This is a genomic window from Mycobacterium sp. (assembly GCF_052144515.1).
In the GTDB taxonomy this organism is placed as follows: Bacteria; Actinomycetota; Actinomycetes; order Mycobacteriales; family Mycobacteriaceae; genus Mycobacterium.
In genome coordinates this window covers 1-12,504 of record NZ_JBKQQD010000327.1, presented here as the reverse complement: position 1 = coordinate 12,504, position 12,504 = coordinate 1, and the positions used below count along the sequence as shown (strand labels likewise).

At 66.1% G+C, this 12,504-nt stretch carries 18 protein-coding genes and 2 pseudogenes; 10 read left to right on the top strand and 10 right to left on the bottom strand.

Annotation, left to right across the window (positions count from 1 at the left end; translation table 11 throughout):
• On the bottom strand, positions 1 to 589 hold a 589-nt coding region (locus tag ACLP9N_RS21875; RefSeq protein WP_442409353.1), incomplete at its 3' end, for a TetR/AcrR family transcriptional regulator.
• A gap of 134 nt (positions 590 to 723) precedes the next feature.
• Between ACLP9N_RS21875 and ACLP9N_RS21870 the strand changes: the two genes are divergently transcribed.
• The 4 genes and pseudogenes from ACLP9N_RS21870 (at position 724) to ACLP9N_RS21855 (ending at position 3,292) form a co-directional block, all read left to right on the top strand.
• Positions 724 to 1,617, top strand: coding sequence for an SDR family NAD(P)-dependent oxidoreductase (locus ACLP9N_RS21870; protein WP_442409354.1), 894 nt, complete (start codon positions 724 to 726; stop codon positions 1,615 to 1,617).
• 212 nt (positions 1,618 to 1,829) lie between these two features.
• On the top strand, positions 1,830 to 2,234 hold the full coding sequence (locus ACLP9N_RS21865; protein ID WP_442409355.1) for a VOC family protein: 405 nt from the start codon (positions 1,830 to 1,832) through the stop codon (positions 2,232 to 2,234).
• A 55-nt stretch (positions 2,235 to 2,289) separates the two neighbouring features.
• Positions 2,290 to 2,523 (top strand): hypothetical protein, encoded by a 234-nt coding sequence (locus ACLP9N_RS21860; protein WP_442409356.1) that lies wholly within the window; start codon positions 2,290 to 2,292, stop codon positions 2,521 to 2,523.
• Positions 2,520 to 3,292: pseudogene (locus ACLP9N_RS21855) on the top strand (DUF427 domain-containing protein). Before ACLP9N_RS21860 ends, ACLP9N_RS21855 begins: the two are co-directional and overlap by 4 nt.
• On the opposite strand, the gene ACLP9N_RS21850 reads toward ACLP9N_RS21855, so the two are convergent.
• The 5 genes from ACLP9N_RS21850 to ACLP9N_RS21830 all read right to left on the bottom strand — a co-directional run bounded on the left by ACLP9N_RS21850 (position 3,273) and on the right by ACLP9N_RS21830 (position 6,218).
• Positions 3,273 to 3,443 (bottom strand): hypothetical protein, encoded by a 171-nt coding sequence (locus ACLP9N_RS21850; protein WP_442409357.1) that lies wholly within the window; start codon positions 3,441 to 3,443, stop codon positions 3,273 to 3,275. The pseudogene ACLP9N_RS21855 and the gene ACLP9N_RS21850 sit on opposite strands and share 20 nt — an antisense overlap.
• 163 nt (positions 3,444 to 3,606) lie before the next feature.
• Positions 3,607 to 4,068 (bottom strand): universal stress protein, encoded by a 462-nt coding sequence (locus ACLP9N_RS21845; RefSeq protein WP_442409358.1) that lies wholly within the window; start codon positions 4,066 to 4,068, stop codon positions 3,607 to 3,609.
• Position 4,069: 1 nt separating this feature from the next.
• Positions 4,070 to 4,822, bottom strand: coding sequence for a hypothetical protein (locus ACLP9N_RS21840; RefSeq protein ID WP_442409359.1), 753 nt, complete (start codon positions 4,820 to 4,822; stop codon positions 4,070 to 4,072).
• Between the two features lie 127 nt (positions 4,823 to 4,949).
• Positions 4,950 to 5,558: an MFS transporter gene (locus ACLP9N_RS21835; RefSeq protein WP_442409360.1), complete on the bottom strand. Its 609-nt coding sequence runs from the start codon at positions 5,556 to 5,558 to the stop codon at positions 4,950 to 4,952.
• Positions 5,559 to 5,891: 333 nt separating this feature from the next.
• The gene (locus ACLP9N_RS21830; RefSeq protein WP_442409361.1) at positions 5,892 to 6,218 is read right to left on the bottom strand and encodes a DUF427 domain-containing protein; all 327 of its coding nucleotides are present in this window, start codon (positions 6,216 to 6,218) and stop codon (positions 5,892 to 5,894) included.
• Between the two features lie 68 nt (positions 6,219 to 6,286).
• Here ACLP9N_RS21830 and ACLP9N_RS21825 point away from each other — a divergent pair, with 68 nt between their 5' ends.
• The 5 genes from ACLP9N_RS21825 (at position 6,287) to ACLP9N_RS21805 (ending at position 9,232) form a co-directional block, all read left to right on the top strand.
• Positions 6,287 to 6,613: a DUF427 domain-containing protein gene (locus ACLP9N_RS21825; protein ID WP_442409361.1), complete on the top strand. Its 327-nt coding sequence runs from the start codon at positions 6,287 to 6,289 to the stop codon at positions 6,611 to 6,613.
• A gap of 333 nt (positions 6,614 to 6,946) precedes the next feature.
• Positions 6,947 to 7,555, top strand: a complete 609-nt coding sequence (locus ACLP9N_RS21820) for an MFS transporter (protein WP_442409360.1) — start codon at positions 6,947 to 6,949, stop codon at positions 7,553 to 7,555.
• A 127-nt stretch (positions 7,556 to 7,682) separates the two neighbouring features.
• Positions 7,683 to 8,435, top strand: a complete 753-nt coding sequence (locus tag ACLP9N_RS21815; protein ID WP_442409359.1) for a hypothetical protein — start codon at positions 7,683 to 7,685, stop codon at positions 8,433 to 8,435.
• A gap of 1 nt (position 8,436) precedes the next feature.
• Complete coding sequence (locus ACLP9N_RS21810; protein ID WP_442409358.1) at positions 8,437 to 8,898, top strand: universal stress protein; 462 nt, start codon at positions 8,437 to 8,439, stop codon at positions 8,896 to 8,898.
• A gap of 163 nt (positions 8,899 to 9,061) precedes the next feature.
• Positions 9,062 to 9,232, top strand: a complete 171-nt coding sequence (locus ACLP9N_RS21805; RefSeq protein ID WP_442409357.1) for a hypothetical protein — start codon at positions 9,062 to 9,064, stop codon at positions 9,230 to 9,232.
• Here ACLP9N_RS21805 and ACLP9N_RS21800 read toward each other — a convergent pair.
• The 4 genes and pseudogenes from ACLP9N_RS21800 to ACLP9N_RS21785 all read right to left on the bottom strand — a co-directional run bounded on the left by ACLP9N_RS21800 (position 9,213) and on the right by ACLP9N_RS21785 (position 11,781).
• Positions 9,213 to 9,985 (bottom strand): annotated as a pseudogene (locus ACLP9N_RS21800) (DUF427 domain-containing protein). The gene ACLP9N_RS21805 and the pseudogene ACLP9N_RS21800 sit on opposite strands and share 20 nt — an antisense overlap.
• Positions 9,982 to 10,215 carry a hypothetical protein gene (locus ACLP9N_RS21795; protein ID WP_442409356.1) on the bottom strand — a complete coding sequence of 78 codons (234 nt, stop codon included), beginning with the start codon at positions 10,213 to 10,215 and terminating at the stop codon, positions 9,982 to 9,984. The pseudogene ACLP9N_RS21800 and the gene ACLP9N_RS21795 overlap by 4 nt, the downstream one beginning before the upstream one ends.
• Positions 10,216 to 10,270: 55 nt before the next feature.
• Positions 10,271 to 10,675 (bottom strand): VOC family protein, encoded by a 405-nt coding sequence (locus tag ACLP9N_RS21790; RefSeq protein ID WP_442409355.1) that lies wholly within the window; start codon positions 10,673 to 10,675, stop codon positions 10,271 to 10,273.
• 212 nt (positions 10,676 to 10,887) lie between these two features.
• On the bottom strand, positions 10,888 to 11,781 hold the full coding sequence (locus ACLP9N_RS21785) for an SDR family NAD(P)-dependent oxidoreductase (protein ID WP_442409354.1): 894 nt from the start codon (positions 11,779 to 11,781) through the stop codon (positions 10,888 to 10,890).
• 134 nt (positions 11,782 to 11,915) lie between these two features.
• Between ACLP9N_RS21785 and ACLP9N_RS21780 the strand changes: the two genes are divergently transcribed.
• Positions 11,916 to 12,504: TetR/AcrR family transcriptional regulator (locus ACLP9N_RS21780; RefSeq protein WP_442409353.1), on the top strand; the 589-nt coding region annotated here is incomplete at its 3' end.

The following is a 12,504-nucleotide window of genomic DNA, read 5'->3' as shown; positions in this document are numbered from 1 at the left end:
CGAGGAGGGTATCGACCGCGGTTTCGAACGGGCGGGTACTCCGTTGCACCTGGGCGAGTAGAAGTCCTCCCTGGAGCGTGGCGAGCAGAGTAGTGGCGAGGTCATCCGGGTCGATGCCGGGCGGGAGCTGCCCGGCGGCCTGGAGGGACCTGAGTCCTTCGCTGATTTCCGTTGTCCACCGTTCGAACCCGGCGGCCATCAGGGCCCGGGCCTCCGGGTCGCTCTCGGCGAGCTGGCCGCCGAGGGAACCGAGGGGGCAGCCGCCCTTTGCCTGGACGCGCTCCGCCGCATAGATCACCATGTCCCGCCAGGCTTGGACCCCTTCCACGCTGCCGAGATCCGCGTGCCGCTGGTTGCTGACGGCGGCGTCGGCCTGGTAGTCGATGACCGCCTGCACGAGATCGTTCTTGTCGGGGAAGTAGTGGTACATCTGCGAGCCGCTGACTTCCGCCGCCGCCTTGACGTCGTCCAGGGTGGTGCCCGCCACCCCGCGCTCGTGGATCAGGGCGGCGGCCTCCTCCACTATCCGCGCCCGGGTGCGCTCGCCCTTGGGGGTGAGCCTCGGCCGGCCACTCGTCTCGTTGACCATTCACCCATTCTAACAACATTTTGAGTTTGACAACCCAGCCCGGACCGTCACATTTTGAGTTTGACAACCCACTTCGAGGCTGACAGAGTGGGTTGCACGACTCACTCCTACTGCACATCTTTCGAGGAGAGACCATGAGCAAGTTCGATGCTCAATTCGCCGGTCGGCTGGACGGGCAGACCGTGCTAGTCACCGGCGCCAACGGCAGTATCGGCCATGAGACAGCCCAAGGCATCGGGAACAGCGGGGCGACTGTGCTGGTGCACGCCCGCGGTGCCGACCACGCCCGGCGCGCTGTCGACCTGCTGGTCGCCAACGGCAACGGCAAAGGCCAGTACCTGGCCGTAGCCGGAGACCTCGGATCTTTGGCCGGTGTTCGGGCACTGGCCGGCGCTGTGCACGAGGCCGCGCCGAAGGGACTCAACGGACTGGTAAACAACGCGGGTGCCGCGTTCTCCAGCAGGGCACTGTCACCCGACGGGTACGAGCGGACCATCGCCATCAATCACGTCGCGCTGGCGGCACTGACCGACGGGCTGCTCGACCTGCTCCGGAAGGGCGCTGATGATTTCGCCGTGCCCTCGCGGGTGGTCAACATGACCGCCCTGATCGAGTCGCGGGGCAAGCCGGTCACCGACTGGAGCTACCCGGGTAAGTACAAGCAGATCCAGGCCTACGCCGATGCCAAGCTGCTGGCCCTGATGTACACCTACGCCCAGGCTCGCCGCCATGAGGGCGAGGGCCTGACGTTCAACGCAGTCAGCCCGGGCGCGGTCAAGACCACTCTCGGCAGCAAGGCCGGCGGCCCGTTCAAAACGATTGAGGCGTTGACCAATCCGTTCGTCGGGCCTCCGGAGAAGGGGTCACGCGGCTGTGTGCGGCTGATGGCCGATCCGGAGCTCGCGTCCGCGACCGGGGGCTACTACAGCTCCGCGAAGTTGAAGAAGTCCTCGAAGAAGTCCCAGGACGTCGAAGGCCAGGACCGCATCTACGCCCAGACCGAACGGGAATTGCGCGCCCACCCCTGAGCCGGCGGTCACCTGCCGATGAGACCCGCCGGCAAAGAGCTCACGCAAGCGGTGCGGGCAGTACGTGATCCTCGCGCCTGGGGTCGGTGGGGCGTTCCCGGGCTCGTCGCCAAGCGCGCCGACGCCATCGCCGGAGCTGCCGCTCACATCCAGGGCCCAGTTCGTGACGGGGCGGCACTCGTCCCGCCCGCATCACCGATAGGAGTTGCGTCGTGGCAGACTTTCCCGCCCCAGCCGAGGGCATCGTGCTCACCCATTTCCTCGTCTCCGACGATGTCGGCCGCTCGCGGGCCTTCTACACCGAGGTGCTCGGTGGCGAGGCGCTGATGGATGGCGAGCCGACGATCGTGGCGCTGGCCAACAGCTGGATCATCATCAACACCGGCGGCGGCCCGACGGACGACAAACCCTCGATCACGCTCGAGGCCCCGCACGATCTGGACCGGGTCGGCGCGTTCCTGAATATCCGTGTTGCCGACATCGCCGCCGTGTACGCCGACTGGTCGGCCAAGGGCGCGCAGTTCCTCACCGAACCGATCGATCGTGGGCCGGAGATCCGCTGCTACCTGCGTGACCCCGACGGTCACCTCATCGAGGTCGGGCAGAGCCGACGCTGAGTGCCATCCCCGCCATCACTCCTGACACTGGAGTTAGATATGCAGGACAAAGTGATTGCCGTCACTAGAGCCGACTGGCGGGCTGGACCGGTTCCTGGCCGGCGACCCCCGCGATGCCGGCTGCGAGCAGGCACTGGAGATCCTGGACGTCTACGTCGAGATGGTCCTCGATGACGCCCCCGGCTTGGCGGCCACCCGCTTCCCTGACGTCGCCGTGCATTTGGCGGCCTGCGGACCGTGCGACGAAGACTTTCAGGGTCTGCTCGCCGCGGCCGGAGCCACCCCGTGACCGGCGACTATCCGCCGGCGCTGCCGCCGGTGAACCATACGGCGCCGGTCCCTCGCCGGATCAGGGCGACACTGGCTGGGCAGACCGTTCTCGACACGATGTCGGCGCTGTATGTATGGGAGTGGTCGCACTACCCGCAGTACTACATCCCGCTAGCCGACATCGACCCCGCGGTGCTGGTCGATGAGCAGCAGAGCAGAAGCTCAGCCGCGGCACCGCCCGCCGCTACAGCCTGCAGGTCGGGGACGTGACCCGGCCCGCGGCGCTGCGGGTCTACGGCGACGACGCCGTAGTCGAGGGACTGGCCGGACGGGCGCGGTTCGAGTGGGATTCCCTGGACGCTTGGTTCGAGGAGGACGAGCAGGTCTTCGTCCACGCCCGCGACCCCTACACGCGCGTCGACGCGCTGCGGTCCACCCGCAGCGTCCGTGTCGAGCTCGAAGGCGTCGTGCTGGCCGAATCGAGCTCGCCGGTGATGGTGTTCGAGACCGGGCTGCCGACCCGCTACTACCTCAACCGCACTGAAGTCGACTTCACCCACCTCGCCCCGGCCAGCACGTTGACCGCCTGTCCCTGTAAGGGCACCACCAGCGGCTACTGGACCGCGCACCTCGGTGACACGAGCTACTCCGACATCGCCTGGACCTACGACTTCCCGACCCGCCAACTGCTGCCGATCGCCGGGCTGATCGCGTTCTACAACGAGAAAGTCGACACCTTCCTCGACGGTCGTCTCCTTGACCGGCCTGTCAGCCTGCCGTCCCGATAGCTGGCACCGATGATGGCTTCAATGTGAGTCTTGTACGGGACTTGCCGGCATTGAAGCGGACGTCCCGATCGGGACGCAATACCTTGCCGTCTCTGGCGGCGGCGTTCTCTTTGATCAGGGCGGTGGTGCCTGCGAGGTCAGTGGTGCCCATAAGGTCGCTCTCCTGGATTTTTGAAATGTTTACGCGGATGTCTTTAGGTGACAAAGCGGTGGATGGCCCCGCTGGCGTGGTCCTGAAACGATGGGTTGGCCAGGTCGGGGAAGATGTCTGCTTGGCATCCGGGATTGATCTTGGGCTGACCCGCTCCGCGGGGTTATTCGTGCACCACAAGCACGGACAACGGTGCATGTGCGAGCACGTCAGTCGCGACGCTCCCGAGCAGGTGCCCTACGAGCCCGCTCCGACGGCGACCGCCGATCACAATCAGGCTCGCGTTCTCTTCCGCGGCGGCCTCGACGATCCCCTTCCAGGTCGGCGCGGCCTCCATCTCCTTCGGTCGTGACGCGAACCCCGCCTTCTTCGCCAGGGATGCCCCGTAGGCGGCAGTCTCCTCTGCTGCCCTCCGTACCTCCGAGGCCTGGTCGGCGTCGAAGTGCCGTTCGTTGGCAGGGGTGAAACCAACATCGACCGGCTGCCACACGCAGAGGACCAGCGCGTCCATCCCGCGCGCCAGCACCAGTGCGGCACGGTCGATAGCGAGCCCGGCGAGCTCTGAACCGTCGTAAGCGAACAGCACCGGACCGATTAGTGGAACTTTTGCCTGAGTGGATGCCATATCAGTCAACGCTTTCCGGTATCAGGGTTGCAGCATGTGCGTTCGAGCGAAGTTTCGCCAGCAGAGGCGGCGAGTACCACGCCGGCCCCGTCTGGGTGAGGAAGAGATCGAGGTCCGGGGTCTGCGCCCGGGCACCACTGAACGCGTAGATGCCGGCACCGATGGTGCCGCCCCCGAGAGCGAGCCCGAGTCCGATCCACAGAGCAACGCCGGTCCCCGCGTCGAGGCCGCCACTAGCCGTCGACGCGAAGTAGACGAAGATCGGCGCGATCATGAAGGCTGCGGTAGCCCTGAAGAGTTCGACGATGGCGGAGATGCGCTGGAGGTTGCCGGCGGGAAGGGAGAACCCGGCGACGAACAGTGCTGGTGTGACCGTGGCGCCGAGCCCGAGCCCCGTCAATCCCGAGCCGACGAGGGTCACTGCCTGGCTGGAGGGCACCTCTATGCGGAAGACCGCGATTCCGGCCGCGAGCAGGATCATGCCGGCGAACGGAAGGTAATTCAGGGCGCGTCTCCGGATCACCTGGCCGAGCACCACCGCCGAGACCACTGCTCCACCCACCTCCGGCAGATAGAGCAACCCGATGTGCAGGGGGCTGTAAAGCCCGACCAGGACGCCGTAGCTGAGCGCGGTCGCCGAGACCGACGCCGCAGCCGCAAACAGCGCCATCACGATGACGGCAACGGGCATCGAGCTGTTGAGCAGCGCACGGACGGTCAGCAGTGGCCGCTTGGCCCTGTACTGATAGATCACCAGGGCGATGATCGTGGCGAGCCCCCCAGCAGCGGCACGATTACGACGGGATTCGAGAAGGAGTGGCTCGTGAGCTGTGAGGCGCCGAAAAAGGCGGCCACGCAGCCAACGGCCGCGAGCCCGATCGCTAGCGGGTCTCGAGGCGCATCGGGATTGGCCGGCGGGCGTCGTCGAAGGTCAACATGGCCAGCACGAGCGCCGCGCCGGAGATGGCGGCGATGATCCAGAAAAGCGGGCGCCAGGCATTCGATTGCGCCTGCACTCCGCCGACAAACGGACCCAACGCCACGGCGCCGAAGATGCACATGTTCATGATCACGGCCGTGTCGCGCAGCTTGTTTGGCGGGTAGCCGATCATCAGCGGCGGCACCGCTGCAATCAGCAACAGGCTGGTGCAGAGTCCTTGGATCACATGGCCGACGATGAACATCTCCACGTTGACCGCAGATGCCGCCAGGACCGATCCAATGACGAGGAACACTGTGTAGATGACCATCATCCTGCGCTGGGGAAGGTGCTGGGCGAATTGCACTGCGAGCACCGTGCCCACCGCATAGGCGGCATTGCCCAGGCCCGAACTCAGGCTCATCGCCTGCAGGCTCGTGTGCAGCTGCTTTGCGATGATCGGCGTCAGCGGATCGAGCGCAGCGGACAGCGCCAGATACGGGATCAACGCGAACATGACCATGGCCGCCACGGCGGCGTAGCGGCCGGCGAGTGGGCCCCGGGGTATCAAGCGGCCTCCCTCTGGTGTCGGCGTGTCCCCGCGTCTGGTGGGTTGTACAGGAACGGGCGGCGCATCGGGCTCCTAGTGCGGTGACCACATACCTTCACCGGGTGCCCGCAGGGCACCGGCCAGGCGTGATCGCGTACGCCGACCCGGTGGACCTTAGTGGACAGCGCACTAGCCGTGTCGGAATGATCGAGTGATGAGGCTGTCGAAGCACCTGGCGACCGGTCCGGCGCCGGAACAGCCGTCGTCCCTCAACGTCGAAGCCGGCCGCATTGAACCGATCTCCCTCAGCTACCGCGACGACGTGTCCGGCCAGTCCTCTCGGAGCAGGGACGTCTACTTCACCGGCCGATCAAGAAGACGACCATCGAGGAAGGTGTCGACTTTCTCGTCGTAGAACGCGATCAGCCCGGCGATCGGCAGCAGCTGGCGGGTCGGGAAGTCGTAGACCCAGGCGATATCGGAGTAGCTCGTGTCACCGAACTGCACGGTCCAGTAGCCGCTGGTGGTGCCCTTATAGGGACAGGCGGTGACGCTGTCGGTCGGGACGAGGTGGGTGAAGTCGACTTCAGTGCGGTTGAGGTAGTAGCGGGTCGGCAGCCCGGTCTCGAACACCAGCACCGGGGAGCTGGATTCGGCCAAGATCACGCCGTCGAGTTCAATGCGGACGCTGCGGGGCGACCCCTACACCCGCGTCGACGCGGGTGTAGGGGTCGCCCCGCAGCGTCCGCATTGAACTCGACGGCGTGATCTTGGCCGAATCCAGCTCCCCGGTGCTGGTGTTCGAGACCGGGCTGCCGACCCGCTACTACCTCAACCGCACTGAAGTCGACTTCACCCACCTCGTCCCGACCGACAGCGTCACCGCCTGTCCCTATAAGGGCACCACCAGCGGCTACTGGACCGTGCAGTTCGGTGACACGAGCTACTCCGATATCGCCTGGGTCTACGACTTCCCGACCCGCCAGCTGCTGCCGATCGCCGGGCTGATCGCGTTCTACGACGAGAAAGTCGACACCTTCCTCGATGGTCGTCTTCTTGATCGGCCGGTGAAGTAGACGTCCCTGCTCCGAGAGGACTGGCCGGACACGTCGTCGCGGTAGCTGAGGGAGATCGGTTCAATGCGGCCGGCTTCGACGTTGAGGGACGACGGCTGTTCCGGCGCCGGACCGGTCGCCAGGTGCTTCGACAGCCTCATCACTCGATCATTCCGACACGGCTAGTGCGCTGTCCACTAAGGTCCACCGGGTCGGCGTACGCGATCACGCCTGGCCGGTGCCCTGCGGGCACCCGGTGAAGGTATGTGGTCACCGCACTAGGAGCCCGATGCGCCGCCCGTTCCTGTACAACCCACCAGACGCGGGGACACGCCGACACCAGAGGGAGGCCGCTTGATACCCCGGGGCCCACTCGCCGGCCGCTACGCCGCCGTGGCGGCCATGGTCATGTTCGCGTTGATCCCGTATCTGGCGCTGTCCGCTGCGCTCGATCCGCTGACGCCGATCATCGCAAAGCAGCTGCACACGAGCCTGCAGGCGATGAGCCTGAGTTCGGGCCTGGGCAATGCCGCCTATGCGGTGGGCACGGTGCTCGCAGTGCAATTCGCCCAGCACCTTCCCCAGCGCAGGATGATGGTCATCTACACAGTGTTCCTCGTCATTGGATCGGTCCTGGCGGCATCTGCGGTCAACGTGGAGATGTTCATCGTCGGCCATGTGATCCAAGGACTCTGCACCAGCCTGTTGCTGATTGCAGCGGTGCCGCCGCTGATGATCGGCTACCCGCCAAACAAGCTGCGCGACACGGCCGTGATCATGAACATGTGCATCTTCGGCGCCGTGGCGTTGGGTCCGTTTGTCGGCGGAGTGCAGGCGCAATCGAATGCCTGGCGCCCGCTTTTCTGGATCATCGCCGCCATCTCCGGCGCGGCGCTCGTGCTGGCCATGTTGACCTTCGACGACGCCCGCCGGCCAATCCCGATGCGCCTCGAGACCCGCTAGCGATCGGGCTCGCGGCCGTTGGCTGCGTGGCCGCCTTTTTCGGCGCCTCACAGCTCACGAGCCACTCCTTCTCGAATCCCGTCGTAATCGTGCCGCTGCTGGGGGGCTCGCCACGATCATCGCCCTGGTGATCTATCAGTACAGGGCCAAGCGGCCACTGCTGACCGTCCGTGCGCTGCTCAACAGCTCGATGCCCGTTGCCGTCATCGTGATGGCGCTGTTTGCGGCTGCGGCGTCGGTCTCGGCGACCGCGCTCAGCTACGGCGTCCTGGTCGGGCTTTACAGCCCCCTGCACATCGGGTTGCTCTATCTGCCGGAGGTGGGTGGAGCAGTGGTCTCGGCGGTGGTGCTCGGCCAGGTGATCCGGAGACGCGCCCTGAATTACCTTCCGTTCGCCGGCATGATCCTGCTCGCGGCCGGAATCGCGGTCTTCCGCATAGAGGTGCCCTCCAGCCAGGCAGTGACCCTCGTCGGCTCGGGATTGACGGGGCTCGGGCTCGGCGCCACGGTCACACCAGCACTGTTCGTCGCCGGGTTCTCCCTTCCCGCCGGCAACCTCCAGCGCATCTCCGCCATCGTCGAACTCTTCAGGGCTACCGCAGCCTTCATGATCGCGCCGATCTTCGTCTACTTCGCGTCGACGGCTAGTGGCGGCCTCGACGCGGGGACCGGCGTTGCTCTGTGGATCGGACTCGGGCTCGCTCTCGGGGGCGGCACCATCGGTGCCGGCATCTACGCGTTCAGTGGTGCCCGGGCGCAGACCCCGGACCTCGATCTCTTCCTCACCCAGACGGGGCCGGCGTGGTACTCGCCGCCTCTGCTGGCGAAACTTCGCTCGAACGCACATGCTGCAACCCTGATACCGGAAAGCGTTGACTGATATGGCATCCACTCAGGCAAAAGTTCCACTAATCGGTCCGGTGCTGTTCGCTTACGACGGTTCAGAGCTCGCCGGGCTCGCTATCGACCGTGCCGCACTGGTGCTGGCGCGCGGGATGGACGCGCTGGTCCTCTGCGTGTGGCAGCCGGTCGATGTTGGTTTCACCCCTGCCAACGAACGGCACTTCGACGCCGACCAGGCCTCGGAGGTACGGAGGGCAGCAGAGGAGACTGCCGCCTACGGGGCATCCCTGGCGAAGAAGGCGGGGTTCGCGTCACGACCGAAGGAGATGGAGGCCGCGCCGACCTGGAAGGGGATCGTCGAGGCCGCCGCGGAAGAGAACGCGAGCCTGATTGTGATCGGCGGTCGCCGTCGGAGCGGGCTCGTAGGGCACCTGCTCGGGAGCGTCGCGACTGACGTGCTCGCACATGCACCGTTGTCCGTGCTTGTGGTGCACGAATAACCCCGCGGAGCGGGTCAGCCCAAGATCAATCCCGGATGCCAAGCAGACATCTTCCCCGACCTGGCCAACCCATCGTTTCAGGACCACGCCAGCGGGGCCATCCACCGCTTTGTCACCTAAAGACATCCGCGTAAACATTTCAAAAATCCAGGAGAGCGACCTTATGGGCACCACTGACCTCGCAGGCACCACCGCCCTGATCAAAGAGAACGCCGCCGCCAGAGACGGCAAGGTATTGCGTCCCGATCGGGACGTCCGCTTCAATGCCGGCAAGTCCCGTACAAGACTCACATTGAAGCCATCATCGGTGCCAGCTATCGGGACGGCAGGCTGACAGGCCGGTCAAGGAGACGACCGTCGAGGAAGGTGTCGACTTTCTCGTTGTAGAACGCGATCAGCCCGGCGATCGGCAGCAGTTGGCGGGTCGGGAAGTCGTAGGTCCAGGCGATGTCGGAGTAGCTCGTGTCACCGAGGTGCGCGGTCCAGTAGCCGCTGGTGGTGCCCTTACAGGGACAGGCGGTCAACGTGCTGGCCGGGGCGAGGTGGGTGAAGTCGACTTCAGTGCGGTTGAGGTAGTAGCGGGTCGGCAGCCCGGTCTCGAACACCATCACCGGCGAGCTCGATTCGGCCAGCACGACGCCTTCGAGCTCGACACGGACGCTGCGGGTGGACCGCAGCGCGTCGACGCGCGTGTAGGGGTCGCGGGCGTGGACGAAGACCTGCTCGTCCTCCTCGAACCAAGCGTCCAGGGAATCCCACTCGAACCGCGCCCGTCCGGCCAGTCCCTCGACTACGGCGTCGTCGCCGTAGACCCGCAGCGCCGCGGGCCGGGTCACGTCCCCGACCTGCAGGCTGTAGCGGCGGGCGGTGCCGCGGCTGAGCTTCTGCTCTGCTGCTCATCGACCAGCACCGCGGGGTCGATGTCGGCTAGCGGGATGTAGTACTGCGGGTAGTGCGACCACTCCCATACATACAGCGCCGACATCGTGTCGAGAACGGTCTGCCCAGCCAGTGTCGCCCTGATCCGGCGAGGGACCGGCGCCGTATGGTTCACCGGCGGCAGCGCCGGCGGATAGTCGCCGGTCACGGGGTGGCTCCGGCCGCGGCGAGCAGACCCTGAAAGTCTTCGTCGCACGGTCCGCAGGCCGCCAAATGCACGGCGACGTCAGGGAAGCGGGTGGCCGCCAAGCCGGGGGCGTCATCGAGGACCATCTCGACGTAGACGTCCAGGATCTCCAGTGCCTGCTCGCAGCCGGCATCGCGGGGGTCGCCGGCCAGGAACCGGTCCAGCCCGCCAGTCGGCTCTAGTGACGGCAATCACTTTGTCCTGCATATCTAACTCCAGTGTCAGGAGTGATGGCGGGGATGGCACTCAGCGTCGGCTCTGCCCGACCTCGATGAGGTGACCGTCGGGGTCACGCAGGTAGCAGCGGATCTCCGGCCCACGATCGATCGGTTCGGTGAGGAACTGCGCGCCCTTGGCCGACCAGTCGGCGTACACGGCGGCGATGTCGGCAACACGGATATTCAGGAACGCGCCGACCCGGTCCAGATCGTGCGGGGCCTCGAGCGTGATCGAGGGTTTGTCGTCCGTCGGGCCGCCGCCGGTGTTGATGATGATCCAGCTGTTGGCCAGCGCCACGATCGTCGGCTCGCCATCCATCAGCGCCTCGCCACCGAGCACCTCGGTGTAGAAGGCCCGCGAGCGGCCGACATCGTCGGAGACGAGGAAATGGGTGAGCACGATGCCCTCGGCTGGGGCGGGAAAGTCTGCCACGACGCAACTCCTATCGGTGATGCGGGCGGGACGAGTGCCGCCCCGTCACGAACTGGGCCCTGGATGTGAGCGGCAGCTCCGGCGATGGCGTCGGCGCGCTTGGCGACGAGCCCGGGAACGCCCCACCGACCCCAGGCGCGAGGATCACGTACTGCCCGCACCGCTTGCGTGAGCTCTTTGCCGGCGGGTCTCATCGGCAGGTGACCGCCGGCTCAGGGGTGGGCGCGCAATTCCCGTTCGGTCTGGGCGTAGATGCGGTCCTGGCCTTCGACGTCCTGGGACTTCTTCGAGGACTTCTTCAACTTCGCGGAGCTGTAGTAGCCCCCGGTCGCGGACGCGAGCTCCGGATCGGCCATCAGCCGCACACAGCCGCGTGACCCCTTCTCCGGAGGCCCGACGAACGGATTGGTCAACGCCTCAATCGTTTTGAACGGGCCGCCGGCCTTGCTGCCGAGAGTGGTCTTGACCGCGCCCGGGCTGACTGCGTTGAACGTCAGGCCCTCGCCCTCATGGCGGCGAGCCTGGGCGTAGGTGTACATCAGGGCCAGCAGCTTGGCATCGGCGTAGGCCTGGATCTGCTTGTACTTACCCGGGTAGCTCCAGTCGGTGACCGGCTTGCCCCGCGACTCGATCAGGGCGGTCATGTTGACCACCCGCGAGGGCACGGCGAAATCATCAGCGCCCTTCCGGAGCAGGTCGAGCAGCCCGTCGGTCAGTGCCGCCAGCGCGACGTGATTGATGGCGATGGTCCGCTCGTACCCGTCGGGTGACAGTGCCCTGCTGGAGAACGCGGCACCCGCGTTGTTTACCAGTCCGTTGAGTCCCTTCGGCGCGGCCTCGTGCACAGCGCCGGCCAGTGCCCGAACACCGGCCAAAGATCCGAGGTCTCCGGCTACGGCCAGGTACTGGCCTTTGCCGTTGCCGTTGGCGACCAGCAGGTCGACAGCGCGCCGGGCGTGGTCGGCACCGCGGGCGTGCACCAGCACAGTCGCCCCGCTGTTCCCGATGCCTTGGGCTGTCTCATGGCCGATACTGCCGTTGGCGCCGGTGACTAGCACGGTCTGCCCGTCCAGCCGACCGGCGAATTGAGCATCGAACTTGCTCATGGTCTCTCCTCGAAAGATGTGCAGTAGGAGTGAGTCGTGCAACCCACTCTGTCAGCCTCGAAGTGGGTTGTCAAACTCAAAATGTGACGGTCCGGGCTGGGTTGTCAAACTCAAAATGTTGTTAGAATGGGTGAATGGTCAACGAGACGAGTGGCCGGCCGAGGCTCACCCCCAAGGGCGAGCGCACCCGGGCGCGGATAGTGGAGGAGGCCGCCGCCCTGATCCACGAGCGCGGGGTGGCGGGCACCACCCTGGACGACGTCAAGGCGGCGGCGGAAGTCAGCGGCTCGCAGATGTACCACTACTTCCCCGACAAGAACGATCTCGTGCAGGCGGTCATCGACTACCAGGCCGACGCCGCCGTCAGCAACCAGCGGCACGCGGATCTCGGCAGCGTGGAAGGGGTCCAAGCCTGGCGGGACATGGTGATCTATGCGGCGGAGCGCGTCCAGGCAAAGGGCGGCTGCCCCCTCGGTTCCCTCGGCGGCCAGCTCGCCGAGAGCGACCCGGAGGCCCGGGCCCTGATGGCCGCCGGGTTCGAACGGTGGACAACGGAAATCAGCGAAGGACTCAGGTCCCTCCAGGCCGCCGGGCAGCTCCCGCCCGGCATCGACCCGGATGACCTCGCCACTACTCTGCTCGCCACGCTCCAGGGAGGACTTCTACTCGCCCAGGTGCAACGGAGTACCCGCCCGTTCGAAACCGCGGTCGATACCCTCCTCG

What these genes read in the sequence shown, in the direction of transcription:
- ACLP9N_RS21870 (WP_442409354.1), top strand. Translation starts at nt 724, where the DNA reads ATGAGCAAGTTCGATGCTCAATTCGCCGGTCGGCTGGACGGGCAGACC.
- ACLP9N_RS21850 (WP_442409357.1), bottom strand. Translation starts at nt 3,443, where the DNA reads ATGGGCACCACTGACCTCGCAGGCACCACCGCCCTGATCAAAGAGAAC.
- ACLP9N_RS21845 (WP_442409358.1), bottom strand. Translation starts at nt 4,068, where the DNA reads ATGGCATCCACTCAGGCAAAAGTTCCACTAATCGGTCCGGTGCTGTTC.
- ACLP9N_RS21810 (WP_442409358.1), top strand. Translation starts at nt 8,437, where the DNA reads ATGGCATCCACTCAGGCAAAAGTTCCACTAATCGGTCCGGTGCTGTTC.
- ACLP9N_RS21805 (WP_442409357.1), top strand. Translation starts at nt 9,062, where the DNA reads ATGGGCACCACTGACCTCGCAGGCACCACCGCCCTGATCAAAGAGAAC.
- ACLP9N_RS21785 (WP_442409354.1), bottom strand. Translation starts at nt 11,781, where the DNA reads ATGAGCAAGTTCGATGCTCAATTCGCCGGTCGGCTGGACGGGCAGACC.